Raw genomic sequence first — 23,798 nt, 5'->3', positions numbered from 1 at the left:
GCAGCCTGCATCTGGCACAACTGGACCACCGGCGCCAAGATCAAACGATCCCTGATCGCCTACGACCACTAAGAACATCGGACTCAATCATCTAGCCGTAGAGCCGCTCGGCGTACCGCGGGCCGTAGTGCTCCTCCAGCTCCGCCAGCGTTTTGTCCTGGGCCTCGACGCTGTTGACGATGCGCGCCCGGGACGGCACCGCGTCCGGCTCCCAGGTCTCCGGCCGCCACAACTCCGAGCGCAGGAACGCCTTGGAGCAGTGGTAGAAGACCTCCTCGACCTCCACCAGCAGCGCCAGCCGCGGGCGGTTGCCCTTGACGACCAGCCGGTCGAAGAACGGGGCGTCCCGCAGCAGCCGGGCGCGGCCGTTGATGCGCAGGGTGTCGCCGCGCCCCGGAAGGACGTAGTCCAGCCCGACGTGCGGATTGGCGAGGACGTTCACGAAGCCGTCCATGCGCTTGTTGCCGGGGCGGTCGGGGATGACCAGCGTGGTGTCGTCCAGGACGAGGGTGAAGCCCGCCGGGTCGCCCTTGGGCGAGACGTCGCACCGGCCCTCGGCGTCCGAGGTGGCTATCACGCAGAACGGTGAACGGGCCAGCCACTGGCGGTCGAGGTCGTGCAGCCGGTGGCGGGTCTTGTTGGCGGCGTGGGAATTCGGGTGGCCCATCAGCTCGCGCAGCTCGGCCTCCGACGAGATCTCCGCAATGCCCGTGAGATCCGCCGCCCCCGAGTGGCCTGCCGTCCCCGCCCGGTCCGCCGCTCTCGCGCCGTCCGCCGTCGTCGTCTCCATGGGTGCCTCCCCTCCGTCATCCGCCTGGTCAACGCGGTATCGACGGTACGCGACGGGTCTGACAACCGGCCCGGCCACGACGCGTGAGTACGCATCCGACACGGCGGGCACGGCGGCACGGAACGGGAGGTTCGACCCCCGTGCGTCCGGTGAGGGTTGTGTGCGTTTTCCTTCACCGTCACACGACTGGTCCTTCTTGCTTACCCGGCCGTAACTTACTTGTCAGTCAACTGCGTTGGCCCTTGCGATCCGGATCGCAGGTGAACGGCTCACCGAGCACCTCGGAGCCCCCTCACCCCCTCACCCCCCTCGCAAGGAGCATCGTATGAAGCTGCGCTGGTCCCGAACGCTCACCCTGCTGCCGGCCCTCGCCCTGGCCCTCGGTTTCGCCACCGCCCCCGCCTCAGCCGACGCCCCCACCGTCCGCAGCGGCTGGAACGACTTCTCGTGCAAGCCCTCCGACGCCCACCCGCGGCCGGTGGTCCTGGTGCACGGCACCCTCGGCAACTCCGTGGACAACTGGCTCGGTCTCGCGCCCTACTTGGTGGCCCGCGGCTACTGCGTCTTCTCCCTGGACTACGGCCAGCTCCCCGGCGTACCGCTCTTCCACGGCCTGGGCCCGGTCGACGCCTCCGCCCAGCAGCTCGCCACCTACGTCGACCGGGTGCTGACCGCCACCGGCACGCGCAAGGCGGACCTCGTCGGCCACTCGCAGGGCGGCATGATGGCGCGCGTCTACCTGAAGTTCCACGGGGGCGCGGACAAGGTGAACACCCTGGTCGGGCTGGCCCCCGACAACCACGGCACCGATCTCGACGGGCTGACCCGCCTGCTGGACCACTTCCCCGGAGCCAAGCAGTATCTGAGCAAGCTGACCCCCGGGCTGACCGACCAGATCGTCGGCTCGGACGTGCTCAACCGCCTCAACGAGGGCGGCGACACCGTCCCCGGCGTGCACTACACCGTGATCGCGACCAAGTACGACGAGGTCGTCACGCCCTACCGGAGCGGCTACCTCGACGGCCCCGACGTGCGCAACCTCCTGCTCCAGGACCTGTGCGCGGTCGACTTCTCCGAGCACGTCGCCATCGGCATCGTCGACCCCGTGGCCTTCCACGAGACGGCCAACGCCCTCGACCCGGCCCACGCCACCCCGACCCGCTGCCTCAACACCTGACTGCCTCAACACCTGACGGCGGCACGGCCCGGCTCCCGCTTCCGCGCGGGGGCCGGGCCGTACGTCGTACGCCCCCGGGCCGCGGTCTCAGCCCGCGGTCAGCAGGGCGTCGGTGCACTGCTCGGCCAGCTCCTCGGCGTGCGCGGGCAGCGGCTCCCCGCTGCGCAGATGGCGGCGCACCAGGGACAGCGGGAGGTCGACGACGGCGAGCGACACCCGCTCCAGGCCCAGCTCGCCGTGCAGGCCCAGTGCGCCCGCGAGCGCCGCCACCGCCGCCCGGACCCGCATGTTCCCCTCGTCCGCGCGGTGCAGATGCTCCGGCGACCAGTCGTCCCGGCCGAATTCGTGCGCCCCGTAGAGGAGCAGCGCGGCCTCCTGGGGGTGTGCGCGGCTCCACGCGACGACGTGCCGGGAGGCCGCCCGGCCCCCGGCGCGCGGCCCGTCCCCCGATCGCAGGGCCGCGAAATAGCCGTCCTGGAAGCCCTCGACGGTGCGCAGCCACACCTCGGCGAGGAGTGCCGGACGGCCGGCGAAGCGGTGGTACAGCGAGCCGCTGGGGGCGCCGACGGCCTGGGCGACCGCGGACATGGTGACGCCGGAGGGCCCGTGCTCGGCCGCCAGCCGTACGGCGGCGTCGAGGAGCTGTGAGATGTCGAATCGGGGTGGCCTGGCCATGTTCTAGAGGGTACTCTCCACAATAATTGGAGGGATCCCTCCAAAACTCCTTTTCCCTGCGCCGGGTCCACGCCCCCGTTGGTGCCCGGCGCCCGCCCCTACCTCACGGAAAGGCCGCCCGATGGGTGTCTACAACGTGCACGAGCGGGTGCTGCCCGTCCCCGACGCCGAGGCCGGCCTGCTGATCGACGGCCTGTCCGGGGCGGGCGACCGGCTCTGGCCGGGCCGCGACTGGCCCCCGATGGAGCTCGACGGCCCGCTCGCGGCGGGCGCCGCCGGCGGCCACGGCCCGGTCCGCTACACCGTCGCCGCCTACGTCCCGGGCCGCTGGGTCCGCTTCGCCTTCAGCGGCCCCCGGGGCTTCCACGGCTTCCACGAGTACACCGTCCACCCCCTCGGACCCGAGCGCACCCTGCTGCGCCACACCCTTGCCATGCGCGCCCGCGGCTTGGCCCGGCTCACCTGGCCGCTGGCCTTCCGCCAGCTCCACGACGCATGCCTGGAGGACAGCCTGGACCGCGCCGAACGCGCCTGCACCGGCCGCGTCGCCCGGCCCGCCCGCTGGAACCGCTACGTCCGCCTGCTGCGCCGCCTCGTCCACTGAAGCGCCCTCGCCCCCACCCGCCCGTAACGCCGCGGTGCCGTCGCCGGCGGCCGCGGCAGCCGGCCCGGCCTCGCTGCCGGCCATGTGCGTCCCGGTGGCGGCTTCGTTCGCGGCGCTCGGCGCGGAACACCGCCGAAAACGGCGCGCCGCCGCCCCCGCGGGCAGCGGGGACGGCGGCACTCCCGGCGGCAGCCGGGCCTGTGGGGGGCCTGTGGGGGTCTGTGGGGGATCAGCCGCGGCGGGCGGCCTTGCGGCGGGTGGTGGTGAACAGCACCGCGGCACCGGTGGCCAGCACGGCCGCACCACCGACGGCCAGCGGGGCGGTGGAGGCGTCACCACCGGTCTCGGCCAGCTGCTGCCCGTTGACCGGCTTGGCGTCCCCATCGGTCCGCGCGGCATTGCCACCGGCCTTCGGGGCGGCCGCACCGTGCGCGGAGACCGCCGGACCGTGCTCGGAGACCGCCGCACCGGCCCCGTCCGCCTGGTCCGACAGCGCCCTCGCGTCCGTGCCGCCACCGTGGTGGCCGTGGGCGCTCATGTCCATCGAGGACTTGTCCGCGCCCGCCGCGAGCTGCCCGTCGGTCGGCGCGGAGGCCGCCGGCGCGGGCGCCGAGGCGGTCCGGGCGCCGCCGGCGCCCTTCCCGAACACCACGTCCGAGCAGGTGTAGAACGCCTCCGGGCTGTCCGACCGCTGCCAGATGCTGTAGATCAGATGCCGCCCGGACCGCTGCGGCACGGTGCCGTCGAAGACGTACTCCCCGTTCGTCAGCTTCGGGTCGGTGACCTTCGCGAACGGCTTCGCCTCCAGGTCCGACCACTTCAGCGGCTTGGTCGGGTCGTAGCCGGGCTTGGTGAGGTAGAGCTCGAAGTATCCCCTGTGCGGGGCCGTGGCCTTGTAGCGGAACGTGTGCTTGCCCGCCTGCAACTTGGAGGCCGGCCAGTCGGCGCGCGGCAGGTCGAGGCCCTTGAACTCGGCGTTTCCGGCGCTGCAGAGCTTGCCGTCCGGGATCTTCTCCTTGGACTTGCCGCCGGCGTTGCCGTCCCGCACCCCGTTCCAGTCGTAGAACGCCTGCGCCCCGCCGGCCTGCACGGCCGCCTTGCACGCCGCGGAGTCGGGGCTCTCCGGTCCCTCCGCGTAGCAGGTCATCACCCGGCTGACCGGGTCCGACATCGAACCGTGCGCGACGGCCGGACCCGCGGCGAGCACGGTGAGCGCCAGCGGGGCGATACCGGCCAGCGCGATCCCGGTGGCCTTGCGACGAACGGTCATGGTGGGGGTCTCCTTCATCAGGTGCGTCGAGCAGTGGGGGAAAGCAGTGGGGGGAAGCAGCTGCCACAAGGGGCAGCCGGAGGTGGGGGGTCGGAGCGCGGTCACCGGCGCCGCCCCCCGGGTGATCGGCGCCGACGGCCCGCCTGCTGCCGCCTTGCGAGAAGCACGCTAGCCCCGCTGAACAGCCAATTCGCCCCCGGAAGCCGGTTGGTGAGGATCTTTATGGCGGGCTTAAGGAGCCGCTAAGCGGGGCCACAGGCAGGCCGGGAGGAAACGGGCGCGGAGGGGCGGGGCGCGGTCGTCCGGGCCGTTGTCAGTGGTCGCTGGCAGCATCGGAGCATGAGCACGCACACCTCCGCCGACACGTCCCCGCAGCCCCGCGACCCGACCTCCGACGATCCCGCCCGCAGGCCGGCCGAGCAGGCGACGGCCACCCTTCCGGTGACCGATGCGGCCTACTGGGAGGCCGCCGCCGAGACCTTCGACGACGAGCCGGACCACGGGCTGCGTGACCCGGCCGTGCGCGCGGCCTGGGCCGCCCGGTTGCGGGCGTGGCTGCCGGCCGGGCCCGCCGAGGTGCTCGATCTGGGCTGCGGCACGGGGAGTCTGGCCCTGCTCGCCGTGGAGCAGGGGCACCGCGTCCTGGGCGTCGACCGCTCCCCGCGCATGATCGAGCGGGCCCGCACCAAGCTCGCCGGGCGGGACGCCGCCTTCCTGGCCGGCGATGCCGCCGAACCACCCGTGGGGGAGCGGCGGTTCGATGTCGTGCTGGTGCGCCATCTGCTGTGGGCGCTGCCCGATCCGGCGGCCGCGCTGCGCCGCTGGGCCGGTCTGCTGGTGCCCGGCGGACGGCTGGTCCTGGTGGAGGGCCGCTGGGGGGAGTCGGACCCGATCGGCATCCCGGCAGCCGAACTGGCCGGCCTGGTCCGGCCGTTGGCGGAGCGGACGGTCGTGCAGGACCTCGCGCACGACGCGGCGCTGTGGGGCAAGGAGGTCAGGGACGAGCGGTACGTCCTGCTGGCCGACCTCCCGCGCCGGCACACCGAGGTCGTCGACGTCCATCTGGTGGTGCGGCGCGGTCCGGAGGTGCTGCTGGCCCGGCGGGCCGGGACCGGCTATGCGGACGGGCTCCTCAACTGCCCCTCGGGCCATGCCGAGGACGGCGAGGACGTCCGCGAGGCGGTGATCCGAGAGGCCGCCGAGGAGATCGGTCTGCGGCTGGCGCCGGAGGACGTCCGGGCCGCCCTGGTCATGCAGCACTGCGCGCCGCCCCCGGCCAGGCCCCGGATCGGCTGGTTCTTCGAGGTGGCGGACGGCACCGGCGGCGAACCGTGGAACCGCGAGCCGGACAAGTGCGCCGGTCTGGAGTGGCACCGCCTGGACGCCCTGCCGGACGACATGGTCGCCTACTGCCGGGCCGGCCTGGAGGGCCTGCGCGCGGGACACCGCTTCCTGCTCCACTGGCACCGGCCCGGCGACCCGATCGCCTACGACCCGGCGTCCCCGGGACGCGCGGTGCCCCTGGACGCCTCGCCATGAGCCGCCCCGCCGTCCGGGTCCCGGCGCCGCCCCGGCCCCGGTTCCCCGGCCTGCCTCCACCCCGGGCTCCCACGGCAACGAGGCGCTGCGGGCCGGACCGGGGGACCTGGCGGCGGCCGACCGGAACGCCCCCGTCCGGCCGCTGCCGGACTCCGGCGTGCACGCCGAGGCCCCCGCCGACGCGCGACCCAGGACATCCGCCCCGGCGCCGAACCGGCCGTCGGCACGAACGCCTGGCCGCGGACGACGGACACGACGCCGGAGGCGCAGCGAGCTCCTACGGGCCTCCCGCTACAGGCTCCCCGCCTTCCGTGCCTCCCGGCCGGCCGGGCGTTCCTGGCGCACAATGGATGACACAAACAGATCCGGCACCCCGTCACGGCACCACCAGGAGCGCCCCCGTGTCCCCCCAGACCGTGAGCATCACCATCGACCAGGCCTCGGCCGTCGCCCCCTTCGAGCAGGTACGCACCCAGATCGCGGACCAGGCCCGGGAGGGCGCCCTGCCGGTCGGCTACAAGCTCCCCACCGTGCGCGGCCTCGCCCAGGACCTCGGCCTGGCCGCCAACACCGTCGCCAAGGCGTACCGCGCCCTGGAGAGCGACGGCGTGATCGAGACCCGCGGCCGCAACGGCAGCTTCATCGCGGCGGCCGGCGACGCCGCGGAGAAGGAGGCCGCCGCGGCCGCCGAGAGCTACGCCCGGCGCGTCCAGCGCCTCGGCCTGGACCGGCGCGCCGCCCGCACCGCCGTCGAGAACGCCCTGCGCGCCACGTATGGAGCCGAGGACTGACGGGGCACGACCACGGGGCCACGGAGCCCGAGCACGTACCGGCCCCTCCAGCAAGCACGACCATCACGGCACTTTGCACCGCGCCTCCCGAAAGGACCGCCCACCCCGATGCCCAGCAAAAAGGCGCTCATCCGCCGCCCCGGCCCGCGCCTCGCCGAGGGCCTGGTCACCCATATCGCCCGGCGCCCGGTCGACCCCGCACTCGCCCTGCGCCAGTGGGAGGGCTACGTCCAGGCGCTGCAGGACCACGGCTGGCACACCACCGAGGTGGCGCCCGCCGACGACTGCCCCGACGCGGTGTTCGTCGAGGACACCATGGTGATGTTCCGCAACGTCGCGCTGCTCGCCCGCCCCGGCGCCGACCCCCGCAGGCCCGAGATAGCGGCCGCCCGGGAGGCCGTCGAGGCGCTCGGCTGTTCCGTCAACGTGATCCGGTCGCCCGGCACCCTGGACGGCGGCGACGTCCTGAAGATCGGCGACACCGTGTACGTGGGCCGCGGCGGCCGCACCAACGCCGACGGCGTACGCCAACTCCGCGCCGCCTTCGAGCCGTTGGGCGCCCGCGTGATCGCCGTACCGGTCAGCCGGGTGCTGCACCTCAAATCCGCGGTGACCGCTCTCCCCGACGGCACCGTCATCGGCCACCCGCCGCTGGTCGACGACCCGGCCGCCTTCCCGCGCTTCCTGCCCGTCCCCGAGGAGGCCGGTGCGCACGTCGTCCACCTCGGCGGCGACGCCCTCCTGATGTCCGCCGGCGCGCCCGAGTCCGCCGCCCTCTTCACCGACCTCGGCTACCGGCCCGTCCTCGTGGACATCTCCGAGTTCGAAAAGCTGGAGGGCTGCGTCACCTGCCTCTCCGTACGACTGCGCGGACTCTACGCATGAGCCGTACGGCGCGCCGAACGGGCGCCGGCGCCGCGCCCGGGCACCCCGTGCGCCTGCCGCGGCCGGCCCCCGCGCCCGGCCTATCGTGACGCCATGAGCAACCTCGATACCAGACCCGCGCCGAGTCTGTGCGGGGGCACCGGCCGCACCGGCCCGGTCCGCGACCTCCAGCCCGGCAAACAGGTGCCGCTCGGCGAGAGCACCGTGGTCCGCCGGCTGCTGCCCAACCTCGGCCGGCGGATGGTCGGCGCCTGGTGCTTCGTCGACCACTACGGTCCCGACGACATCGTCGACCAGCCCGGTATGCAGGTGCCGCCGCACCCGCACATGGGCCTGCAGACCGTCAGCTGGCTGCACGCCGGCGAGGTGCTGCACCGCGACAGCCTGGGCAGCCTGCAGACCGTCCGCCCCCGCGAACTCGGCCTGATGACCTCCGGAGGGGCCATCGCCCACTCCGAGGAATCCCCGTGCGGCCACGGCCCGCTGCTGCACGGCGCCCAACTGTGGGTCGCCCTCCCCGCCGAACACCGCCACGCCGCGGCGCACTTCGAGCACCACACCGACCTCCCGCGGGTCACCGGCGGCAACGGCGGCCTCACCGCCACCGTCATCCTCGGCGAACTGGACGGCGCCACCTCCCCGGGCACCACCTACTCGCCCCTCGTGGGCGCCGACCTCTCCCTCACCGCCACCACGGACACCCGCCTCCCCCTCGACCCCGACTTCGAGTACGCCGCCCTGACCATCTCCGGCGAAACCGAGGTCGACGGCGTCCGCCTCACCCCCGGCGCCCTCCTCTACCTCGGCTGCGGCCGCACCGACCTCCCGCTGCGCGCCCACTCCGACAGCAGCCTGATGCTCCTGGGCGGCGTGCCGTTCGAGGAACAGATCGTGATGTGGTGGAACTTCGTCGGCCGCACCCACGAGGAGATCGCCGAGGCCCGCACCGACTGGATGGACACCACCCGCTTCGGCACCGTCCACGGCTACGCCGGCCCCCGCCTCCCGGCCCCCGACCTCCCGCCGGTGGTCCTGAAGCCACGGGGGCGGGAGCGCTGACGGGGCGCACGGCCGGTGCGCCGGCAGGCGTGGGCCGCGGGTCGTCGCTGCCGGCCGCTTGCCCCGTCCCCCGGCGCCCCCACCGAGACGCTGCCGGTGGCGGACCTTCGGGCGTTGCACGAGGCGGCGGCTGAAGCCGCGGGTCCCGGGCACTTCCGGTACCGGTGCGAGGACGCGGGACAGAGCGTCCGACCCCGCCTCTCCAGGCACCTCAGCGGGCCGTACGGAGCAGGAAGGCGGGGTCCGGGAGGTCGTGGTCGGGGCCGGGGCGGGCCGGGGTCTTGAGTTCGAGGGCGCCGGTGCAGGCGACCCGGTCGGCCACCCGGGCGCAGGCCACCGCGCTGTGCAGATCCTCCGTGGCCAGCATCGGGCTGACGGCGCGCCCCGTACGGCCGCCCGGATGCGAGGTGAGCCGGGCGTCCCGGCCCACCCAGATCGACACCTTCTCCGCGCCGCCGGAACGCGGCCGCACCTCCGACCAGACCGTGCCGCAGGACGGGCTGAACAGCAGCCGCACGGTGTAGGTGGCGTCCGTGATCGTGCTCTCCGCCCGGGCGTCGCGGTGGCAGCCGAACCGTCTCGGGTAGCGGCCTTGGCACCGGTGGCCGTGGCAGGTGTCGGGCGCCGTCCACTCCGCCCGTACCGCGTGCGCCGGGATGCTCACGATCGAGGCCGTCGCCCCTACGGTGGCCACCACGGCCGTCAGGGCCATCAGCGCCGCGGCACCGCGCAGTTTCCGCCGGGCGGGGTCGGTGGGCGGCGCCGGCCGCCCGCTCTCCGTGGTGGCCGGCGCGTTCCCGGCGGGTGCGTTTCCGGTTGGTGCCGGTGCCGGTGCCGGTGCCGGTGCCGGTGGCGGTGGCGGTGGCGGCGATGGGGCGGGTGCCGTACGGGCCCGGTGTGCCGCGTCGTGCAGTCCGAGCAGCCGGAGCCGGTCCGCCCCCGCCACCCGCCCCAGCGCCTCGACCGCGGCGCGCGGCGGCAGCTTCTCGCCGTTGAGGTAGCGGTGCCAGGCGGACTTGCTGTACGGCGTCCGCTTGGCCAGCCCGTCCAGGCTCAGCCCGGTCCGTTCCTTGAGTACGCGCAGTTCCTCGGCCAGGAGCTGCCCGGCCGGATCGAGTGTGTCGGGCAGCGGCCGCCAGCGGGACACCATGTGCGCCTCCCTTACCGCCCTGCCTGTGATGCGGCAGTGGTTCCCCCGCAGAGGCCCAACCGGTTGCCCGGGGCGTCTGATTCCTCCTGGATAGCAGAATGTGTACCCATGCCCAGCGGTTGATGACACTCCGACCGGAAGGAGCGGGAAAGGTCAGTTGAGCGCTTTTTCGTACAGACGGAAGGTCCGGCCGCCCGCCGGCCCCTCGGTGAAGCCCAGGCACAGTCGCGGCGTACCGGCACCGCCGTCCCGCCACACGGCCAGCCCCTCCGGCTCGCGCGGGGACAACTCCGGTGCCGTCCGGTCGATCTGCTGCCACACCACCCTCCCGGTGCGCAGATCGATCCGGTAGAGGCGGGCGTTGCCGCCCGAGGCCGGTGGGTTGCCGGTGCCGTACGCACTGCCGAGCAGCTGGTACGCGGAGCTGCCGTGCAGGGCCATGCCCTGGAACGGCAGACCGAGACGGGCCCCCGGCTGGGCGAAGGTGATCAACGGACGGAACACCCCGGCCCGGAACCAGTCGAGGTCGTGCAGCGCGAAGCGGGGTATGCCCCTCCTCTTGTAGCGCAGCAGCAGCCGCCGGTACACCGGGTCGACGGCGGGGGAGTTGCTGGTGGAACCGCTGAGCGGCCGGTACGTCCGCAGGTCGGGGGAGGTGCGCGACAGTACCTGGCCGTCCGCGAACCGGAAGCGGCACAGCCCGCGCCCGTACCCGGACGCCGGGTTGGCGTCCCACTCGGTCCACAGCGCGACACCGTCCACGGTCTCCTCCAGGCCGATCGACCCGCCGTGCCCGAACCCCGTCAGATACATGTGCCCGGCCGGCGACCCGTCCGGCGCCAGCCGGTTCAGGCACAGATCGCCCCGCCGTACCCGCACCGCGTGCGGGACGGCGGCCCGCTCACCCGGCAGCCGGACGCCACCCGCCACCACCTGCAGCGCATAGACGTGCCCCCGGAACTCGTCGAAGGCGAACGACTGCAGCACGGTGGTGTGCCGCAGCCGCCCGGCGAGGAACTGCCGCCCCGCCGCGGCCCGTCCGGGCAGCGCCCGGTCCGGTGGCGCCGCGACGGCCCGCTGCCCCGGGATCACCGCTCCGGCGACCGCGGCACTGCCGAGCCACCCGAGGACCGCCCGGCGTCCCGGCCCCGCCGCGGAGAAGTCCGTGCTCATCAAGCCTCCAGGCAATCGGTCCGGCCGCACGCCCGCCCACCACCGCGAACGGGCGGGCGGGCGGCCGGAGGTCATCCGGCCGCCGCTATCCGTGCGGCACCCGTCGCGGCGGGAGCGGCACCCCGGCCCTCGGCGCCCCGGCCCTCGGCACCCCGGGCCTCAGCGCCCCCGGACCTCAGCACCACGGGACGGCGCCGAACGCATGGACGTAGTGGGCGGAGACATAACCCCGCCGGTGGGCGAGCTCGTACCAGTACGGGTTGCCGTGGACGCTGCCGCCGGTCGTCACGCACCGCAGCCCGTGCAGGCTCCCCGACCGCAGCGCACCGATCACCCGGTACCCGAGACCCGGACCCGAGCGGACGTTCAGCGGCACCCCGGCCGGGGTCACCACCTCCCCCTGGGCATAGTGCACATGGCGGCCCGCCGCCCCCGGCACACCCCTGCCGTGGTGCACCGTGTGCGCATGCCGGCCGGGATGGCGGTGCGGCGGACCGGAGTCGGCCACCGCCACCGCGGGGACCATCGCGAGCACGGCCGCCAGGGCGACCACACCGTTGCGGAACAGGCGTCGGTTCATCGGAACCTCCTCGAACGACTCACAGCGGCACCGGAGGGTGCCCTGCGTCGCTCAGCGTTTCCGACCGCCCGCCCGACGATGCCGTCCCAGCCGTCCCAGGGAGGAAGTGGAACCCTCGGTGCGGCGCGGGAAGCTCCCGTCCCTTGCCCGGAAACCGCATGTACTGGCCGGTTGGTTCGTTAATCTGCCCGTGTGCTACGTCATCGTGGGGAACGTCAGGGTACGGCCTGGGTGATCGTGGCCGGGGCGGTGGTGCTGGGCGTCGGGCTGCTGCTCGTCCTGTGGAGCTCGCCGGGGGGCGGGCAGCGGGACGCCAAGGGACCGGCGCGGGAACGGGCGGCCGGGCCGGCGGTCGGGTGGGGGCTGACCCACACCCAGTTCAGCGCGGATAGCGGCGCGGACGCGGCGGCGCAGCGGGCGGCCCGGTTGCTCGCCGGGCAGCCGATGGCGCAGAACCAGCACCTCATGGGCTGGGGCGCGGACAACCCGGAACCGAGCCCCGGGCGGTACGCGTTCGACGATCTGGACCGGCGGCTGGCGCTGACCCGGCGCACCGGCGGCACGCCCGTCCTGACGCTGTGCTGCGCGCCGGACTGGATGAAGGGCGGGACGCCCGGCCGGACGGACTGGAGCAAGCTGGAGAAGGCACCCGAACCGGAGCACTACGCGGATTTCGCGGCGCTCGCCGGAAAGGTCGCCCGCCGCTATCCGCAGGTCCGGCATTTCGTCGTCTGGAACGAGTTCAAGGGGTTCTTCGACGACGCCAAGGGGCGGTGGGACGCCGAGGAATACACGCGGCTGTACAACCTCGTGTACCAGGAGCTGAAGAAGGCCGACAGGCGGAACCAGGTGGGCGGGCCCTATCTGGTGATGGACAGCTACGTGCCGGGCGACGGGCGGTATCCGTCGGCGCTCAAGGGGACATGGGGACATGTCGACCAGCGGACGCTCGATGCGTTCGGGTACTGGAACCGGCACAAGGCCGGGGCGGATTTCCTGGTCGTGGACGGGTCGAGTTACAGCAAGGACAACCGTTACGCCCCCGGTGTCTTCACCGCCGCCCGGAAGTTCGCCGACGTGGGGCGGTGGCTGCGGAACGCGAGCGGGCTCCCGCTGTGGTGGGCGGAGTGGTACGTCGACGTCGCGGACGACAAGGGCGTGCCGAGCGGCTGGAGCGAGCGCAAGCGGGTCGCCGCACAGGCCGTCGCGCTGATCGACATGGCCGAGGGCGGAGCGGCCGGCGGCTTCTACTGGAATCCGGAGAGGGACGGGAAGGGGCCGGACGGGAAGGACTGCCCGGGGTGTCTGTGGACCAGTACCGAAACGGCGGACGGCGGACGGGAATTGCCCATGTGGGATCTGCTGGCGCGGTTCGCCCGGGCCTTTCCGGCGGGTGCGCAACCGCGGGAGATGGCCACCGGCGGCGACGGCATCCTGGGGCTGACCGACGGGCGGACGGCACTGCTCGTGAACACCGCGAAACGGCCGGGATCGGCCCGGGTGGGCGGAAAGGAACACGTGGTGGACGGATACGGGGTGCGGTGGGTCTCCCTCACGCCATGACGACGCTCACCCGCGGCGGGTGTTTCTACGACATCGTCACGAAGCGCTGCACCAGCGACGCCAGGAACGCCAGCAGCAGCGGCACCGCGAACCAGAAGAGCGCCTGGAGCCGCCGGTGTTGCCGGGCAGTGGGGGCGGGCGCCGTCACGCGCAGGAACTCGCGGAGGGTGAGCACCGCCAGCAGCGCGAGCAGGGACAGCGCACCCAGCACCGACCAGGGGGTCAAGGTCACCCGGGGGCCGGCCGGGCCCGGGTGGGGGGCCGGGGCCGTGCCCGGCGGGCGCTGCTTCAGCGCGTAGAGCGCGGCGTGTGCGTTGCCGAACACCCGGCGCAGGTCGGGGCGGTGGTCCAGGGCGGCGCGCAGCCGCTGCTCCCAGCCCCGGGGGTACGCCGAGTCCAGCCGCAGCGACTCCGCCTGGCCGTGGTTGACGATCAGATACGACCGCGGACCGGCCTTCCGGAGGGCGGTGACCAGCGGCGCGACCGTGGCCGGAGCGCGCGGCGCCAGGGTCGGTACGTACTCCACCCGCTCCATGTCCTTGGCGCCCCAGGGCATCGCCGGGGTGACGCTGTCGACCGGGTCGCTGCTCAGCCACAGCAGCCGCACCGTCGGGCGGTCGTGCGCGTAGACGTGGTCCATGGCGGCCACCTCGCCGGGCCGGACGCGTTCGAAGGGCTCGTTGCCCCAGCGGGCGACGAGGAAGCCGGCGGTCAGCAGCAGACCGGCCAGCAGGGCGGCGAGCGGACCGAGGGTGCGGCGTGCGGTCGTGGCCTGCGGGAAGAGGGCGAGCGCGGCCAGCGTGCAGGCGCCGGGCAGGGCGAACAGGAAGACCCGCAGGGCCATTTCGCCGCCGTACGACTGGAGGCCGAAGGCCAGGAACGGGACGAAGGCCAGGGTCGGCAGGGAGCGTTCGGCGAAGCCGGCCGCGCGCCGGCGCAGGACGCCCCAGCAAGCCAGCGCCAGCACCCCGCCGGCCAGTGCCACCCGGGTGCAGAGGACGAGCTGGTGGGTGGGGTCGCCGCCGGTGATCCGGTCCGTGACGGACGAGGTGACGTTGGCGCCGACGCCCCCGAGACCGCCGAACAGCTCGTCGAAGTGGCCCGACCAGTAGGGCTCGGCCAGGAACCCCACCCACCCCGCGACCAGCACCCCGAGCAGCAGCGGTAGCCCGGACAAGGTGCAGCGGCGGGCCGCCACCAGGACGGTGAGCACCCCGAGCATGACGAAGGGGGTGAGCTGGTGGCCCGCCACGGACGCGGTGAACAGGGCGAGGAGGACGGCGAGCAGGGTCGCCCGGCGGCCGGGGCCGGCCGGCAGGACGGCGGCCTCGCCCGGGCGGCGGCGGCCCGCCTCCCCGGGCGGGGCCCGGAACCACACCAGCAGGATCGCGATGAAGCAGAGGTGGAGGAGGTAGGTGAACCCCTGGGCGAGAAGTAGTCCTGGCCGACCCAGCCGCACAGCACGAACAGCCAGGCCCCGCACCACTTCGCCCGCCACCCGGCCCGTACCGCCTTCAGGAGGAGGGACAGCGGTGCCAGGTAGAGGAGTTGGAGGGCGAGCGGCCACCAGCGGAGGAGTTCCGTGAGGTCGGTGATGCCGCACGCGGCGGCGAGGAACTGCGCGCCGGCGAAGAAACCGGGCCAGCTCCAGCGCGCGTCCAGGTCCGGTACGGCCGACCCGGTACGGGAGAGGAGATCCAGGAATCCCAGGTGCTGCCAGGCGGTGGGGAAGCGGGGTTCGGCCTCCAGGACGGCGGGCAGGCCGTGCAGCGAAACGACCGTCAGCAGGAGGACGGACACCAGGAGCGCCCGGTGCTGCCGGGGGAACTGCAGCGCCGCGGCGAACGCGGCCACCAGGAGGGCCGCCCCGGCGAGTGTCGCACCGGGCAGGACGGAGATCAGGCCGAGGCCGTTCATCCGGTCCAGGGCGGTGTCGTCCGTGGCGGGCAGCGGCAGCCAGAAGAGGACCAGGGCGGCGGCCAGCACGGCCCAGACGAGGGCGGCGGCCGCCCGGCCCGTACGACGCCGGGTGCGGGACCGGCCGCGCCGCGGCGGAGCGGTCCGCCGCACGGGCCCCCGCCGCACGGCCGCTTCCCGCGGTATCCCGTACGCACCGTCGCCCAGGTCCCCGTAGGCGGCCAGGTCCGCCAGATCGCCCGCGGCGGCGATCGTCCGATGCGGCGGGAAGCGCGTCGGAAATGAAGTGCGACGGAATGGACGAGGAGGACTCTAAGGCACGACGTCGCATGTCAAATACCCTTGAGGGCAATTGACCCTTACACACTGATGTACGTCTGTATTCATGCACCGGCGTACGCCTTTCCGGGCTTTGGTGAAAAGCCCCGGAATACCCGGCCGACAGGACCGTACGGGCACCGGAATCAGCGTCCGGTCCGGAGCCGCCCGACCCGCTTGAGCAGGCGGTCCGCGGGATCGAACCACTCGGGGCGGGTGAGCACCGCATTGCGCAGCGCACGCACCGGCGCGCGCCGCGCCCAATGCACCGGTGCGGCCGGATGCCGTCGCCTCACCCATCCCTCGGCCACCACGAGTTCGCGGGTTTCGAGGGAATCCTTGTAATCCTTCGCACCGCGTCCCAGATCGAGATATCCGAGCGACTCCGCGGCCGCCGCCCGCACCATGCCCAGATGCAGCACGAGTCCGGGGGAATACTTCGCACACTGCAGGTCGTAGGCCGGGAACCAACAGGCGAGAACGGGATCGGAACGCAGCCCGAAGTGGGCCGCGACCGGTCGTTCACCGGCGTACAGCACCGACAGCAGCCCGGTGCACGATGCCGTGCGCGTGTGGAACAACTGCTGCACCAGCCGCACGATCCAGGGGTGCGCGAAGCGGTCGCTGCGGCCGGTCCTGCGGTACTGCGCGGACTTCCACCGCAGCAGCGTCCGCAGCACCGCCGGGTCGCGCTCGTCGTGGACGTACCGCAGCGGCCCGACGTCCCGGCCGAGCCGGCGCTCCTTGGCGAGGGTCGTCCGGGCGAACTTCGGCGACCGCGCCCGCAGCCCGGCCAGAAACACCTCGAAACCCCGGTCCACGTCGATGACCGGCGAGGCGAACAGCCCGAACGAAGCGGTTTCGAAGGCGCTCTGGCCCGCCACCAGGTGGTCGAACTCCAGCACCGCCAGCCCGCAGGCCCGCAGCAGCTCCCCGGCGTCCCACCGCAGGCCCGGGCGGTGCACCAGCCCCTGCGCGTCCGACAGGCCCAGCCCGATCGCCCTCCCCGCCCCGAGCGCGGACCGCTGGAAGGGCAGGAAGCCGACGGGGCGGCCGCCTTCCCGCAGCACCGCGATCCGTACGCCGCTCCGGCAGCGGCCGACGGCCGGTGCGAAGGCGGGGGAGAGGAACGGGTTCGCCAGCTGCGGCGCCCCCGCCGCCCGCGCTCCGGCCTGCAGGGCGGCCCAGGCGTCGCGGTCGGCCCCGGTCAGCTCGCCGGGCCGGTGCACCGTGATCTCCATGTCCGTGCGTGCCCCCGTCATTCCGTACGGCTCGCGCGCGCCCGGCCGGCCCGTCGCCGTACCGCACAGCACAGCAGCACACCGCTGAACGCCGCCACGGCGAGCACCCCGCCGCGCACCGACCACTCATGCAGCGTCACCATCGCCTGGGCCACCAGCAGGTCGACGGCGAGCGCCCCGGCGCCGGCCACCACCGCCCGGCCGAGCGGATCCATCGGCCCGAGCGCCACCGCGAGCGCGCCGGCCGGCGCCATCAGGAGGAAGAAGAGCGCGAACGGCGCGCGCAACGGTGAATCGAGGTCCGTGAGCGCCAGCACCGCGCCCATCACGCCGGCCGCGACCCCGGCACCCAGGGCCAGCGACCGGGCCACGCCGGCTGGCGGTGCGTGCGGTGCGGGCGGCGCCTGCGGCGTGGGCGGTTCGCCGGGCGGGGACGGCTCGCACGGGCCGTCGCCCCGGACGGTGTCGGTCTCCATGAGCGGCTCTGCCCTCCCCCACCGGCCGGATGCCGGGCTCAATGTCGCGTAACGCCCGGAGCACCGTCAAGGCGTGAAGAAGGCCGGAAACGGGCGCAACCCGGGCGCGAGGGAAGGTTGCCGGGCCGCCCACAGACGGCGCAATGACCGCGGCCGGGGCCGGGCCTGCGGAGACTGGGGGCGAGACCGCGAGGCGAGGCGCCCGCGGGAAGGAGCCGGGCCCGTGGAGCCGCCGAGCGGAATCGCCCTGACGGTGATCATGGTGTGTCTGACCGTGGCCACCGGCATGGTCGACGCGGTCAGCATCCTGACGCTGGGTCAGGTCTTCTCCGCCATGCAGACCGGCAATCTGCTCTTCCTTGGCCTCGGCGTGGCGGGGCAGGGCGGCCTGCCCGTGGTGGGGACGGCCGTCTCGCTCGGCTCCTTCGCCCTGGGTGCGGCTCTCGGGGCCCGGTGGGAATCCGGACTGGCCGTACGGGAGCAGCAGTGGTTCCCGGCCGGCCTGCTCACCGAGGCGGCCCTGCTGAGCGGCGCGGCCGTGGTCGCCTGGGGGATGGACCCGGCCCCCGGCCTGCCGCCGGGCCGGCGCTACGCGGTCATCGGGCTGATGGCCCTGGCGATGGGCATGCGCAACGTCACCGCCATGCGGTCCGCCCCGCCCGACCTCACCACCACCGTGGAGACCCGGACGGTGACGGCGCTGGTCAGCGGTTCGGTGCTGGGGCACGACAAGCGGCTGGGATACGGCAGCCGCACGGCGGTCCGGCGCCTGGCCTCCGTGGGCGCGATGTTCGCCGGCGGTCTGCTCGGGGCGGCACTGCTCGGCCTGGGCACCCGGCCGGCCCTGGTGCTCCTGCTGGTGGCGGTGTTCCTGGCGGGCATCGCTGCGGTGGTGCCCGCGCTGGTCAGGCGAGGGCACCCGGCGGGGGGCTGACGGCCCGCCAGGTGCTGCCCCGGGGGCGAGGCCGGGGGTGGCCGTGGCCGTGGCCGTCTGGTCGTGGGGCTGGCCGGGGCTGTGGTCGTCGTGGTCGCGGTTGCGGTCGGGAGCAAGGATATGGCGGTGAACATCCGCCCGGATCAGTGCATTTACCGTGAACATGAAACGATTTTTGGCATGGACACTTCCGGCTACCCGCGAGTCTTGCTACGACGGATGTGGCAGAGATCCTGCTAAGGGAGGTTCCATGAGACTGTCCCGATTCGAGGCCCTGACGTCCGCCTTCTTCGTCACCACGGCGCTCGCGCTCACCGGCGCGAGCGCCGCCGCGTCCGCCCAACTCCCCACCGCAACCGGTTACGTGGCACTCGGCGACTCCTACTCCTCGGGCGTCGGGGCCGGCAGCTACGACAGCGCCAGCGGCTCCTGCAAGCGCAGCAGCAAGGCCTACCCGGCCCTGTGGGCCGCCGCGCACTCCCCCTCCTCCTTCCAGTTCACCGCCTGTTCCGGCGCCCGAACGGGTGATGTTGTCAGCGGACAGCTCGGCCCGCTCAACAGCTCCACGGGCCTGGTCAGCATCACCGTCGGCGGCAACGACGCCGGATTCGCCGACACCATGACGACCTGTGCGCTCCAGGGCGAGAGCGCCTGCCTGTCCCGGGTCGCGCAGGCCAGGCAGTACATCGACAACACCCTCCCCGGCAAGCTCGACACCGTGTACAGCGCCATCTCCCAGAAGGCCCCGGCCGCGCACGTGGTGGTCCTGGGCTATCCGCGCTTCTACAAGATCGGCGGAAGCTGCATCGCGGGCCTCTCCGAGAAGTCCCGCTCCGCCATCAACGCCGCGGCCGACGACATCAACGGCGTCCTCGCCAAGCGCGCCGCCGACCACGGCTTCGCCTTCGCCGACGTCAACACCACCTTCGCCGGCCACGAGCTGTGCTCCGGCAGCGCCTGGCTGCACAGCGTGACCTATCCCATCGACGATTCCTATCACCCGACCTCCGCTGGCCACTCCGGCGGCTACCTGCCGGTGTTCGGCTCCGCCGCCTGACGCGCGGCACCCGGCGTGCGTCCCGGGCGCCGGGGAGTTGTCCGTGAGATCCCGGTCTCTCCCCGGCGTCCCCGACGGCCCGTGAGCCGCCCCGGAAGCCCTCCCTCCGGAAACTTCCGGTCCGTCAACTCCCCCTGGAGCACGGCATGTAGGTGACATTCCGTATGGTGTGCGTCAACGTCAGGGCGAGGCAGGTGAATCCGTTGACCGGTCTGCACGCGTGTCCTCCAAGAGAGATAGGGTTACCCTGCCCGGGCCGGGTGCCCTCGTAAGGGTGGGGAGAGTCATGGAACAGATAACTGTGCGTAGCAGGGCCAGAGTCCCTGCGATCAATTGCGGGAGCGGTGCGTCCAGTGCGCGCCTGGACCGCCACCTCGCGGTGCTGGGTGGCCCCGCCATCCCGCAGCGGGAGGCCGAAGGTGCGACGTCGCTGATGCAGGAGCTCACCGCGCGCGACCACCTGCGGATGAGGAACGGCCGCGGCGCCAGGGTGTCGCTGTTCGCACCGCTGCGCAGGCTGCGGCGCTCGCTCTTCGGCGGACACGGCTGAGCCGTTCGTCACGCGGCACCTCGGGCGGCCGGCCCGTCCCCGCCCGGCCGGTCCGCTCCGAACCACCCGTCACGACGTGACGGGTGGTTTTCTCGTTCCCGGACGGACGGGCGGGCACCGTACCGCACTACGTACGGCGTACGTCACTAAGATGGGGGCGAGGTGATCGATTCATGGCAGCAAGCAGCCGCGCGGCCGGACCCGAAGTGATCTGGGCGCGTCCCGAGCGGAACGGCCGCGGACCCCGGCCCGCCTTCACCCGCGACGAGATCGCCGAGGCCGCAGTGCGGATCGCCGACGAGTCCGGACTCGCGGCGGTCTCCATGCGCCGGGTGGCGACCGCGGTCGGCTGCGCCACGATGTCGCTCTACAACTACGTCCCCGCCAAGGACGATCTCCTCGACCTCATGGTCGACCTCGTCGTCGGCGAATACCGGCTGCCCGGCCGCCCGTCCGGCGACTGGCGCGCCGATCTGCTCCAACTCGCCCAGCAGGAACGCGAGATGATGCGCCGGCACCCCTGGCTGCCGGGCGCCGTGCTGTCCCACACCTTCCTCGGGCCCAACGCCCTGCGCTACATGGAGCACTGCCTCGCCGTACTGGAGGACTCCGGGCTCGACGACGCACTCAAGCTCGAACTCATCTCGATGATCAACGGCACCGTCATCTCCATGGCCTCCGCCGAACAGGCGGCCGCCGAGCGCGCCAAGGAATCCGGCCACAGCCCGGAACAGCGCCAGGCGGCCCAGGCCGGCTATCTGGCGTCGGCGGTGGCCACCGGGCAGTACCCGCTCGTCGCCCGGGTGCTGGCCGGCAGCGGACCGGTCGGCGACCCCGACGAGGTCTTCGCCCGGCTCATCGGCCGGGTCCTCGACGCCTACGCCGGCCCGCGCCCCCGGTAACCGGGACGACGAACGGCCACCGGCGGAACGCGGTCACACCAGCGCGAACTGCCCGTCCGGGCCCTCCTCGTGGTGGTCCAGCACGGACGCCGGGCGGCGGGCCGCGGGCGGCGGGGGCAGCACCCCGGCGCCGGCCAGCTCACCGGCCGGCACCTGCGGCGCCTCCCCGGTGGCCGCCGCCAACTCCGCGCGCTCCGGCTCCAGTTCGGCCAGCAGAGCCAGTACGGTGATCAGCTCCAGCAGCTCCGAGGTCCACTCCTGCGGCCAGTCCGCGGGACCCAGCGCCGCCAGCGAACCGGCCTCCGGCGGCGCCGCCGTACCGTCCTCCGCCACACCGGTGCGGCCGGCGAACCAGTCCGCCAGCACCCGCACCCCGCCCGCCGAGAAGTCCCAGGCACCCTGCGGCACCGGCGAGATCCGGCCGCCCGCACCGAGCAGCAGCGCCTCCTCCGCCGGGTCGTACGCCAAGGACCGCGGCAACCCGCGCGCCGGGAGCGCGGCACGGACGTACGGGCGGCGGCCACCCGGCATCCGGGGCCGCCCGCCGGGACCCGCGCACCCCTCGGGCGGGCCGTCCCCGGGCACGTACGTGCCCCGGGTGTACAGCCACAGCAGCCGCTCGCCCAGCGCCACCCCCCGCGTCCACACCTCGGCATCGGCGGTCAGCGGCACCACGGTGCCGTCGGGGGAGTGGCGGGCCCCCGCGGCGACCCAGGCGAGCAGTTGTTCCGGCTCCACCGGGCGGTCCAGCCGGCGGGCCAGCAGGGCGAGCAGTCCGGGGGCGAGGTTCGGCTCACGCCGGCCGGGCCGCCGGTAGAGCGGATGGATCCGGCCGGGGCGCCCGGCCGGTGACCGCCCGTCCGGCAGCAGCGCCGAACACACCACCGCGGGCCCGGACGGCTGCGGTAGCCGGCCCGGCTCGACCGCGTACAGCTGCCGGGCGTCCGCCACCCGCCACAGCTCGGGCCGGGCCGCGTCGATCAGCCGGTGGTCGGGCAGCAGCCACTGCTGGTCGAACGGGCCGTGCTGGATCCGCACCGGCTCGGGGCACGGGCCGTCCGCACGGTACAGCCGCCCGGTGGCGGTCCGCTGGCCCGGCAGCTGACCGACCGCGGAGTACAGGGTCCGGGCCCGCGACGGCCGGAACAGCCGCTCACGGGCCGCGGTGTCCCCGGCGGCCACCAGCGCCCGCCAACGGGCCCGCAGGGTCGCCCGGTCCGGCGACCGCACCCAGGAACGGCCGAGCCGCAGCGGCGCCACGGACCACGGCATGAGATCGGACAGCCGTGGCGCGTCCTGCTTCGCCGTCACGCGGAGCCCCTCCCGGACCGTTCGGTTGACCCCGGCATGGTAACGACGGCCCCCGCCGCTCCGCCCGGCCGGCCGGACCGGATCCACCCTCCGGGACGATTCCGATGCGGTCTTCCGCTTGCTGATCTTGGCGGAGTACGGTCCTCGCCGTACGCCCGGCACCGCGCTGCGGACGTCGCTCTGCCCTGCGCCGGGACCTGCTCAGGGGAGGACCGCCATGACGGACACCACCTCCCCCACGCCTGAACGGCGCGGGGGGAACCCCATCGGCAACCGGGCCGCCGCACGGCTGGACCGGCTGCCACCGTCCCGGTGGCACCGCCGGACCACCCTCGTCGTCGGCATCGGCGCCTTCTTCGACCTCTACGAGATCTTCCTCGGCGGGGTGCTCGCCGCCGTCCTCGCCGACCAGTGGCACCTCGGCCACACCGCGAAGTCCTGCGTGATCGCCGCCGGCTTCCTCGGCATGTTCGTCGGCGCCAACGCCCTGTCGGTGCTCGCCGACCGCCTGGGCCGACGCCGGATGTTCCTGGTCAACCTCGGCGCCTACTCGGTGTTCTCGCTGGCCTCCGCCTTCGCCCCCGACCTGCCCTGGCTGCTGGCCCTGCGCTTCCTGGCCGGCCTCGGACTGGGCGCCGAACTCGTGCTGGTGGACACCTACCTCGCCGAGTTCCTGCCCCGGGCGGTACGCGGCCGGTACCTCGCCTACGCCTACACCCTCGGCTTCGTCGGCGTCCCGGTCGCCGCACTGCTCGGCGCCCGGCTGGTGGCCGCCCACCGGCTGCTCGGCATCGACGGCTGGCGCTGGCTGCTGGTCGCCGGTGCGCTCGGGGCCGCGTTCATCCAGCTGATGCGCCGCCAACTCCCGGAATCCCCACGGTGGTTGACGGTGCACGGCCGACACGAGGAGGCCGAGCGGATCGTGGCCGGGCTGGAGGAACGGGTGGCCCGGGAGACCGTCGGCAGCCTGCCCTCCGTACCGGAGACCGAGACCGTCCCCGAGCGGCGGGTGCCGCTGACCGCCATGTTCCGCGGCGACGTCCGCCGGCGGACCGTCATGTGGTGGATCTTCCAGGTCCTGCAGACCGTCGGCTACTACGGCTTCGGCTCACTGGCGCCGGTGGTCCTCACCGCGAAGGGCCACACCGTCACCGAGTCGCTGCTCTACGCGGCACTGAGCTTCTGCGGCTATCCGCTCGGCTCCGCGCTGTCCGTCCCGCTCATCGACCGGATCGAGCGCCGTACGTTGATCATCGCCTCCGCCCTGGCCATCGCCGGCTGCGGCCTGGCCTTCGGCTTCGCCGACGCCACCTGGGCCATCGTCGCCTTCGGCTTCCTGCTGACGGTGGCCAGCAACGTCTTCTCCAACGCGTTCCACGTCTACCAGACGGAAATCTTCCCGACCGGCCTGCGCAGCAGCGCGATCGGCATCGCCTACTCCCTCTCCCGCCTCACCTCGGTCGTCCTGCCGTTCGTCGCCCTCCCCGCCCTGTCCGCCTTCGGCCCGGCCGCCGTCTTCACCGGCTCCGCCGCCCTGATGCTGCTGCTGTGCGTGAACGTGGCGGTACTGGGGCCTCGCAGTACGGGCCGTAGCCTTGAGCGGATCTGAGGGGCGTAGTGGGCTTTGCGGGTCCGCTGCGCTTGGCGGTGCCTCGGACGTAGTTGGCTGTCCCGCCGTGGGGGTTGTTCGCCGTTGCGCGCTTTGCGGCGCCGCGTACGTTGTCGGCTGTCCCGCCGTGGTGGTTTCTCGCCGTGGCTCCCCCACTGCCTGAAGGGCGTGGGAGGTGCCCCCAGCGGCGGGCTGGGGTTGTTGTGGGTGCGGTGACGGTCCTGCGG

General features: G+C 73.7%; 21 protein-coding genes and 1 pseudogene. 12 read left to right on the top strand and 10 right to left on the bottom strand.

All coding sequences use genetic code 11. From position 1 onward, the window contains the following. Positions 1–91 precede the first annotated feature (91 nt). Positions 92–790, bottom strand: a complete 699-nt coding sequence (locus AB0G35_RS35625) for a pyridoxamine 5'-phosphate oxidase family protein (protein ID WP_360958413.1) — start codon at positions 788–790, stop codon at positions 92–94. 325 nt (positions 791–1,115) lie between these two features. Between AB0G35_RS35625 and AB0G35_RS35620 the strand changes: the two genes are divergently transcribed. Continuing rightward, positions 1,116–1,967: an alpha/beta fold hydrolase gene (locus AB0G35_RS35620; RefSeq protein ID WP_360958410.1), complete on the top strand. Its 852-nt coding sequence runs from the start codon at positions 1,116–1,118 to the stop codon at positions 1,965–1,967. 87 nt (positions 1,968–2,054) lie between these two features. Here AB0G35_RS35620 and AB0G35_RS35615 read toward each other — a convergent pair whose 3' ends face one another. Continuing rightward, positions 2,055–2,642, bottom strand: a complete 588-nt coding sequence (locus AB0G35_RS35615) for a helix-turn-helix domain-containing protein (RefSeq protein WP_360958407.1) — start codon at positions 2,640–2,642, stop codon at positions 2,055–2,057. A gap of 121 nt (positions 2,643–2,763) precedes the next feature. Here AB0G35_RS35615 and AB0G35_RS35610 point away from each other — a divergent pair, with 121 nt between their 5' ends. Next, positions 2,764–3,246 (top strand): SRPBCC family protein, encoded by a 483-nt coding sequence (locus AB0G35_RS35610; RefSeq protein ID WP_360958405.1) that lies wholly within the window; start codon positions 2,764–2,766, stop codon positions 3,244–3,246. 229 nt (positions 3,247–3,475) lie between these two features. Here AB0G35_RS35610 and AB0G35_RS35605 read toward each other — a convergent pair whose 3' ends face one another. Further along, complete coding sequence (locus AB0G35_RS35605; RefSeq protein WP_360958402.1) at positions 3,476–4,516, bottom strand: lytic polysaccharide monooxygenase; 1,041 nt, start codon at positions 4,514–4,516, stop codon at positions 3,476–3,478. Positions 4,517–4,855: 339 nt separating this feature from the next. Here AB0G35_RS35605 and AB0G35_RS35600 point away from each other — a divergent pair, with 339 nt between their 5' ends. The 4 genes from AB0G35_RS35600 to AB0G35_RS35585 all read left to right on the top strand — a co-directional run bounded on the left by AB0G35_RS35600 (position 4,856) and on the right by AB0G35_RS35585 (position 8,790). Further along, entirely contained in the window at positions 4,856–6,055 is a 1,200-nt protein-coding gene (locus tag AB0G35_RS35600; RefSeq protein ID WP_360958399.1) for a methyltransferase domain-containing protein, read from the top strand. Positions 6,056–6,456: 401 nt separating this feature from the next. Next, a complete protein-coding gene (locus AB0G35_RS35595) occupies positions 6,457–6,846 on the top strand; it encodes a GntR family transcriptional regulator (protein WP_360958396.1) in 390 nt (129 codons plus the stop codon). 108 nt (positions 6,847–6,954) lie between these two features. Then, a complete protein-coding gene (gene ddaH, locus AB0G35_RS35590) occupies positions 6,955–7,731 on the top strand; it encodes a dimethylargininase (protein WP_360958393.1) in 777 nt (258 codons plus the stop codon). Between the two features lie 93 nt (positions 7,732–7,824). Continuing rightward, positions 7,825–8,790, top strand: a complete 966-nt coding sequence (locus tag AB0G35_RS35585) for a pirin family protein (RefSeq protein ID WP_360958390.1) — start codon at positions 7,825–7,827, stop codon at positions 8,788–8,790. Between the two features lie 211 nt (positions 8,791–9,001). Here AB0G35_RS35585 and AB0G35_RS35580 read toward each other — a convergent pair whose 3' ends face one another. The 3 genes from AB0G35_RS35580 to AB0G35_RS35570 form a co-directional block, all read right to left on the bottom strand. Beyond that, positions 9,002–9,940 (bottom strand): helix-turn-helix domain-containing protein, encoded by a 939-nt coding sequence (locus tag AB0G35_RS35580; RefSeq protein ID WP_360958387.1) that lies wholly within the window; start codon positions 9,938–9,940, stop codon positions 9,002–9,004. 153 nt (positions 9,941–10,093) lie between these two features. After that, positions 10,094–11,113, bottom strand: a complete 1,020-nt coding sequence (locus tag AB0G35_RS35575) for a teichoic acid biosynthesis protein C (RefSeq protein WP_360958384.1) — start codon at positions 11,111–11,113, stop codon at positions 10,094–10,096. 175 nt (positions 11,114–11,288) lie between these two features. Further along, on the bottom strand, positions 11,289–11,693 hold the full coding sequence (locus AB0G35_RS35570; protein ID WP_360958381.1) for an SH3 domain-containing protein: 405 nt from the start codon (positions 11,691–11,693) through the stop codon (positions 11,289–11,291). A 192-nt stretch (positions 11,694–11,885) separates the two neighbouring features. On the opposite strand from AB0G35_RS35570, the gene AB0G35_RS35565 reads away from it, so the two are divergent. Next, positions 11,886–13,256: a xylan 1,4-beta-xylosidase gene (locus tag AB0G35_RS35565; protein ID WP_360958378.1), complete on the top strand. Its 1,371-nt coding sequence runs from the start codon at positions 11,886–11,888 to the stop codon at positions 13,254–13,256. Positions 13,257–13,281: 25 nt separating this feature from the next. Here the strand turns inward: AB0G35_RS35565 and AB0G35_RS35560 are convergent. The 3 genes and pseudogenes from AB0G35_RS35560 to AB0G35_RS35550 all read right to left on the bottom strand — a co-directional run. After that, positions 13,282–15,254 (bottom strand): annotated as a pseudogene (locus AB0G35_RS35560) (hypothetical protein); the annotation flags it as partial. Positions 15,255–15,637: 383 nt separating this feature from the next. Continuing rightward, on the bottom strand, positions 15,638–16,732 hold the full coding sequence (locus AB0G35_RS35555) for a GNAT family N-acetyltransferase (protein ID WP_360958416.1): 1,095 nt from the start codon (positions 16,730–16,732) through the stop codon (positions 15,638–15,640). A gap of 17 nt (positions 16,733–16,749) precedes the next feature. Further along, complete coding sequence (locus AB0G35_RS35550; protein ID WP_360958375.1) at positions 16,750–17,208, bottom strand: hypothetical protein; 459 nt, start codon at positions 17,206–17,208, stop codon at positions 16,750–16,752. A 223-nt stretch (positions 17,209–17,431) separates the two neighbouring features. Here AB0G35_RS35550 and AB0G35_RS35545 point away from each other — a divergent pair, with 223 nt between their 5' ends. The 4 genes from AB0G35_RS35545 to AB0G35_RS35530 all read left to right on the top strand — a co-directional run bounded on the left by AB0G35_RS35545 (position 17,432) and on the right by AB0G35_RS35530 (position 20,651). Next, complete coding sequence (locus AB0G35_RS35545; RefSeq protein ID WP_360958372.1) at positions 17,432–18,142, top strand: YoaK family protein; 711 nt, start codon at positions 17,432–17,434, stop codon at positions 18,140–18,142. Positions 18,143–18,392: 250 nt separating this feature from the next. Next, positions 18,393–19,199: an SGNH/GDSL hydrolase family protein gene (locus tag AB0G35_RS35540; RefSeq protein WP_360958369.1), complete on the top strand. Its 807-nt coding sequence runs from the start codon at positions 18,393–18,395 to the stop codon at positions 19,197–19,199. Positions 19,200–19,485: 286 nt separating this feature from the next. Next, positions 19,486–19,749: a hypothetical protein gene (locus AB0G35_RS35535; protein WP_360958366.1), complete on the top strand. Its 264-nt coding sequence runs from the start codon at positions 19,486–19,488 to the stop codon at positions 19,747–19,749. A 173-nt stretch (positions 19,750–19,922) separates the two neighbouring features. Further along, a complete protein-coding gene (locus tag AB0G35_RS35530; RefSeq protein ID WP_360958363.1) occupies positions 19,923–20,651 on the top strand; it encodes a TetR/AcrR family transcriptional regulator in 729 nt (242 codons plus the stop codon). A gap of 33 nt (positions 20,652–20,684) precedes the next feature. Here the strand turns inward: AB0G35_RS35530 and AB0G35_RS35525 are convergent, their stop codons facing one another. Then, entirely contained in the window at positions 20,685–21,962 is a 1,278-nt protein-coding gene (locus tag AB0G35_RS35525; protein WP_360958360.1) for a type ISP restriction/modification enzyme, read from the bottom strand. A gap of 217 nt (positions 21,963–22,179) precedes the next feature. Between AB0G35_RS35525 and AB0G35_RS35520 the strand changes: the two genes are divergently transcribed. Beyond that, positions 22,180–23,571, top strand: a complete 1,392-nt coding sequence (locus tag AB0G35_RS35520) for an MFS transporter (RefSeq protein ID WP_360958357.1) — start codon at positions 22,180–22,182, stop codon at positions 23,569–23,571. Positions 23,572–23,798: the final 227 nt, after the last annotated feature.

Source organism: Streptomyces sp. NPDC021749, from assembly GCF_040640655.1.
GTDB lineage: Bacteria > Actinomycetota > Actinomycetes > Streptomycetales > Streptomycetaceae > Streptomyces.
The sequence above is the reverse complement of the archived record's forward strand: the minus strand, read 5'-3'. Positions and strand labels throughout refer to the sequence as shown.

Bases quoted from the DNA above. Each gene is read 5' to 3' on its own strand.
- AB0G35_RS35625 (WP_360958413.1), bottom strand. From the start codon at position 790: ATGGAGACGACGACGGCGGACGGCGCGAGAGCGGCGGACCGGGCGGGG.
- AB0G35_RS35620 (WP_360958410.1), top strand. From the start codon at position 1,116: ATGAAGCTGCGCTGGTCCCGAACGCTCACCCTGCTGCCGGCCCTCGCC.
- AB0G35_RS35615 (WP_360958407.1), bottom strand. From the start codon at position 2,642: ATGGCCAGGCCACCCCGATTCGACATCTCACAGCTCCTCGACGCCGCC.
- AB0G35_RS35610 (WP_360958405.1), top strand. From the start codon at position 2,764: ATGGGTGTCTACAACGTGCACGAGCGGGTGCTGCCCGTCCCCGACGCC.
- AB0G35_RS35605 (WP_360958402.1), bottom strand. From the start codon at position 4,516: ATGACCGTTCGTCGCAAGGCCACCGGGATCGCGCTGGCCGGTATCGCC.
- AB0G35_RS35600 (WP_360958399.1), top strand. From the start codon at position 4,856: ATGAGCACGCACACCTCCGCCGACACGTCCCCGCAGCCCCGCGACCCG.
- ddaH (WP_360958393.1), top strand. From the start codon at position 6,955: ATGCCCAGCAAAAAGGCGCTCATCCGCCGCCCCGGCCCGCGCCTCGCC.
- AB0G35_RS35585 (WP_360958390.1), top strand. From the start codon at position 7,825: ATGAGCAACCTCGATACCAGACCCGCGCCGAGTCTGTGCGGGGGCACC.
- AB0G35_RS35580 (WP_360958387.1), bottom strand. From the start codon at position 9,940: ATGGTGTCCCGCTGGCGGCCGCTGCCCGACACACTCGATCCGGCCGGG.
- AB0G35_RS35575 (WP_360958384.1), bottom strand. From the start codon at position 11,113: ATGAGCACGGACTTCTCCGCGGCGGGGCCGGGACGCCGGGCGGTCCTC.
- AB0G35_RS35570 (WP_360958381.1), bottom strand. From the start codon at position 11,693: ATGAACCGACGCCTGTTCCGCAACGGTGTGGTCGCCCTGGCGGCCGTG.
- AB0G35_RS35555 (WP_360958416.1), bottom strand. From the start codon at position 16,732: ATGGAGATCACGGTGCACCGGCCCGGCGAGCTGACCGGGGCCGACCGC.
- AB0G35_RS35550 (WP_360958375.1), bottom strand. From the start codon at position 17,208: ATGGAGACCGACACCGTCCGGGGCGACGGCCCGTGCGAGCCGTCCCCG.
- AB0G35_RS35540 (WP_360958369.1), top strand. From the start codon at position 18,393: ATGAGACTGTCCCGATTCGAGGCCCTGACGTCCGCCTTCTTCGTCACC.
- AB0G35_RS35535 (WP_360958366.1), top strand. From the start codon at position 19,486: ATGGAACAGATAACTGTGCGTAGCAGGGCCAGAGTCCCTGCGATCAAT.
- AB0G35_RS35530 (WP_360958363.1), top strand. From the start codon at position 19,923: ATGGCAGCAAGCAGCCGCGCGGCCGGACCCGAAGTGATCTGGGCGCGT.
- AB0G35_RS35520 (WP_360958357.1), top strand. From the start codon at position 22,180: ATGACGGACACCACCTCCCCCACGCCTGAACGGCGCGGGGGGAACCCC.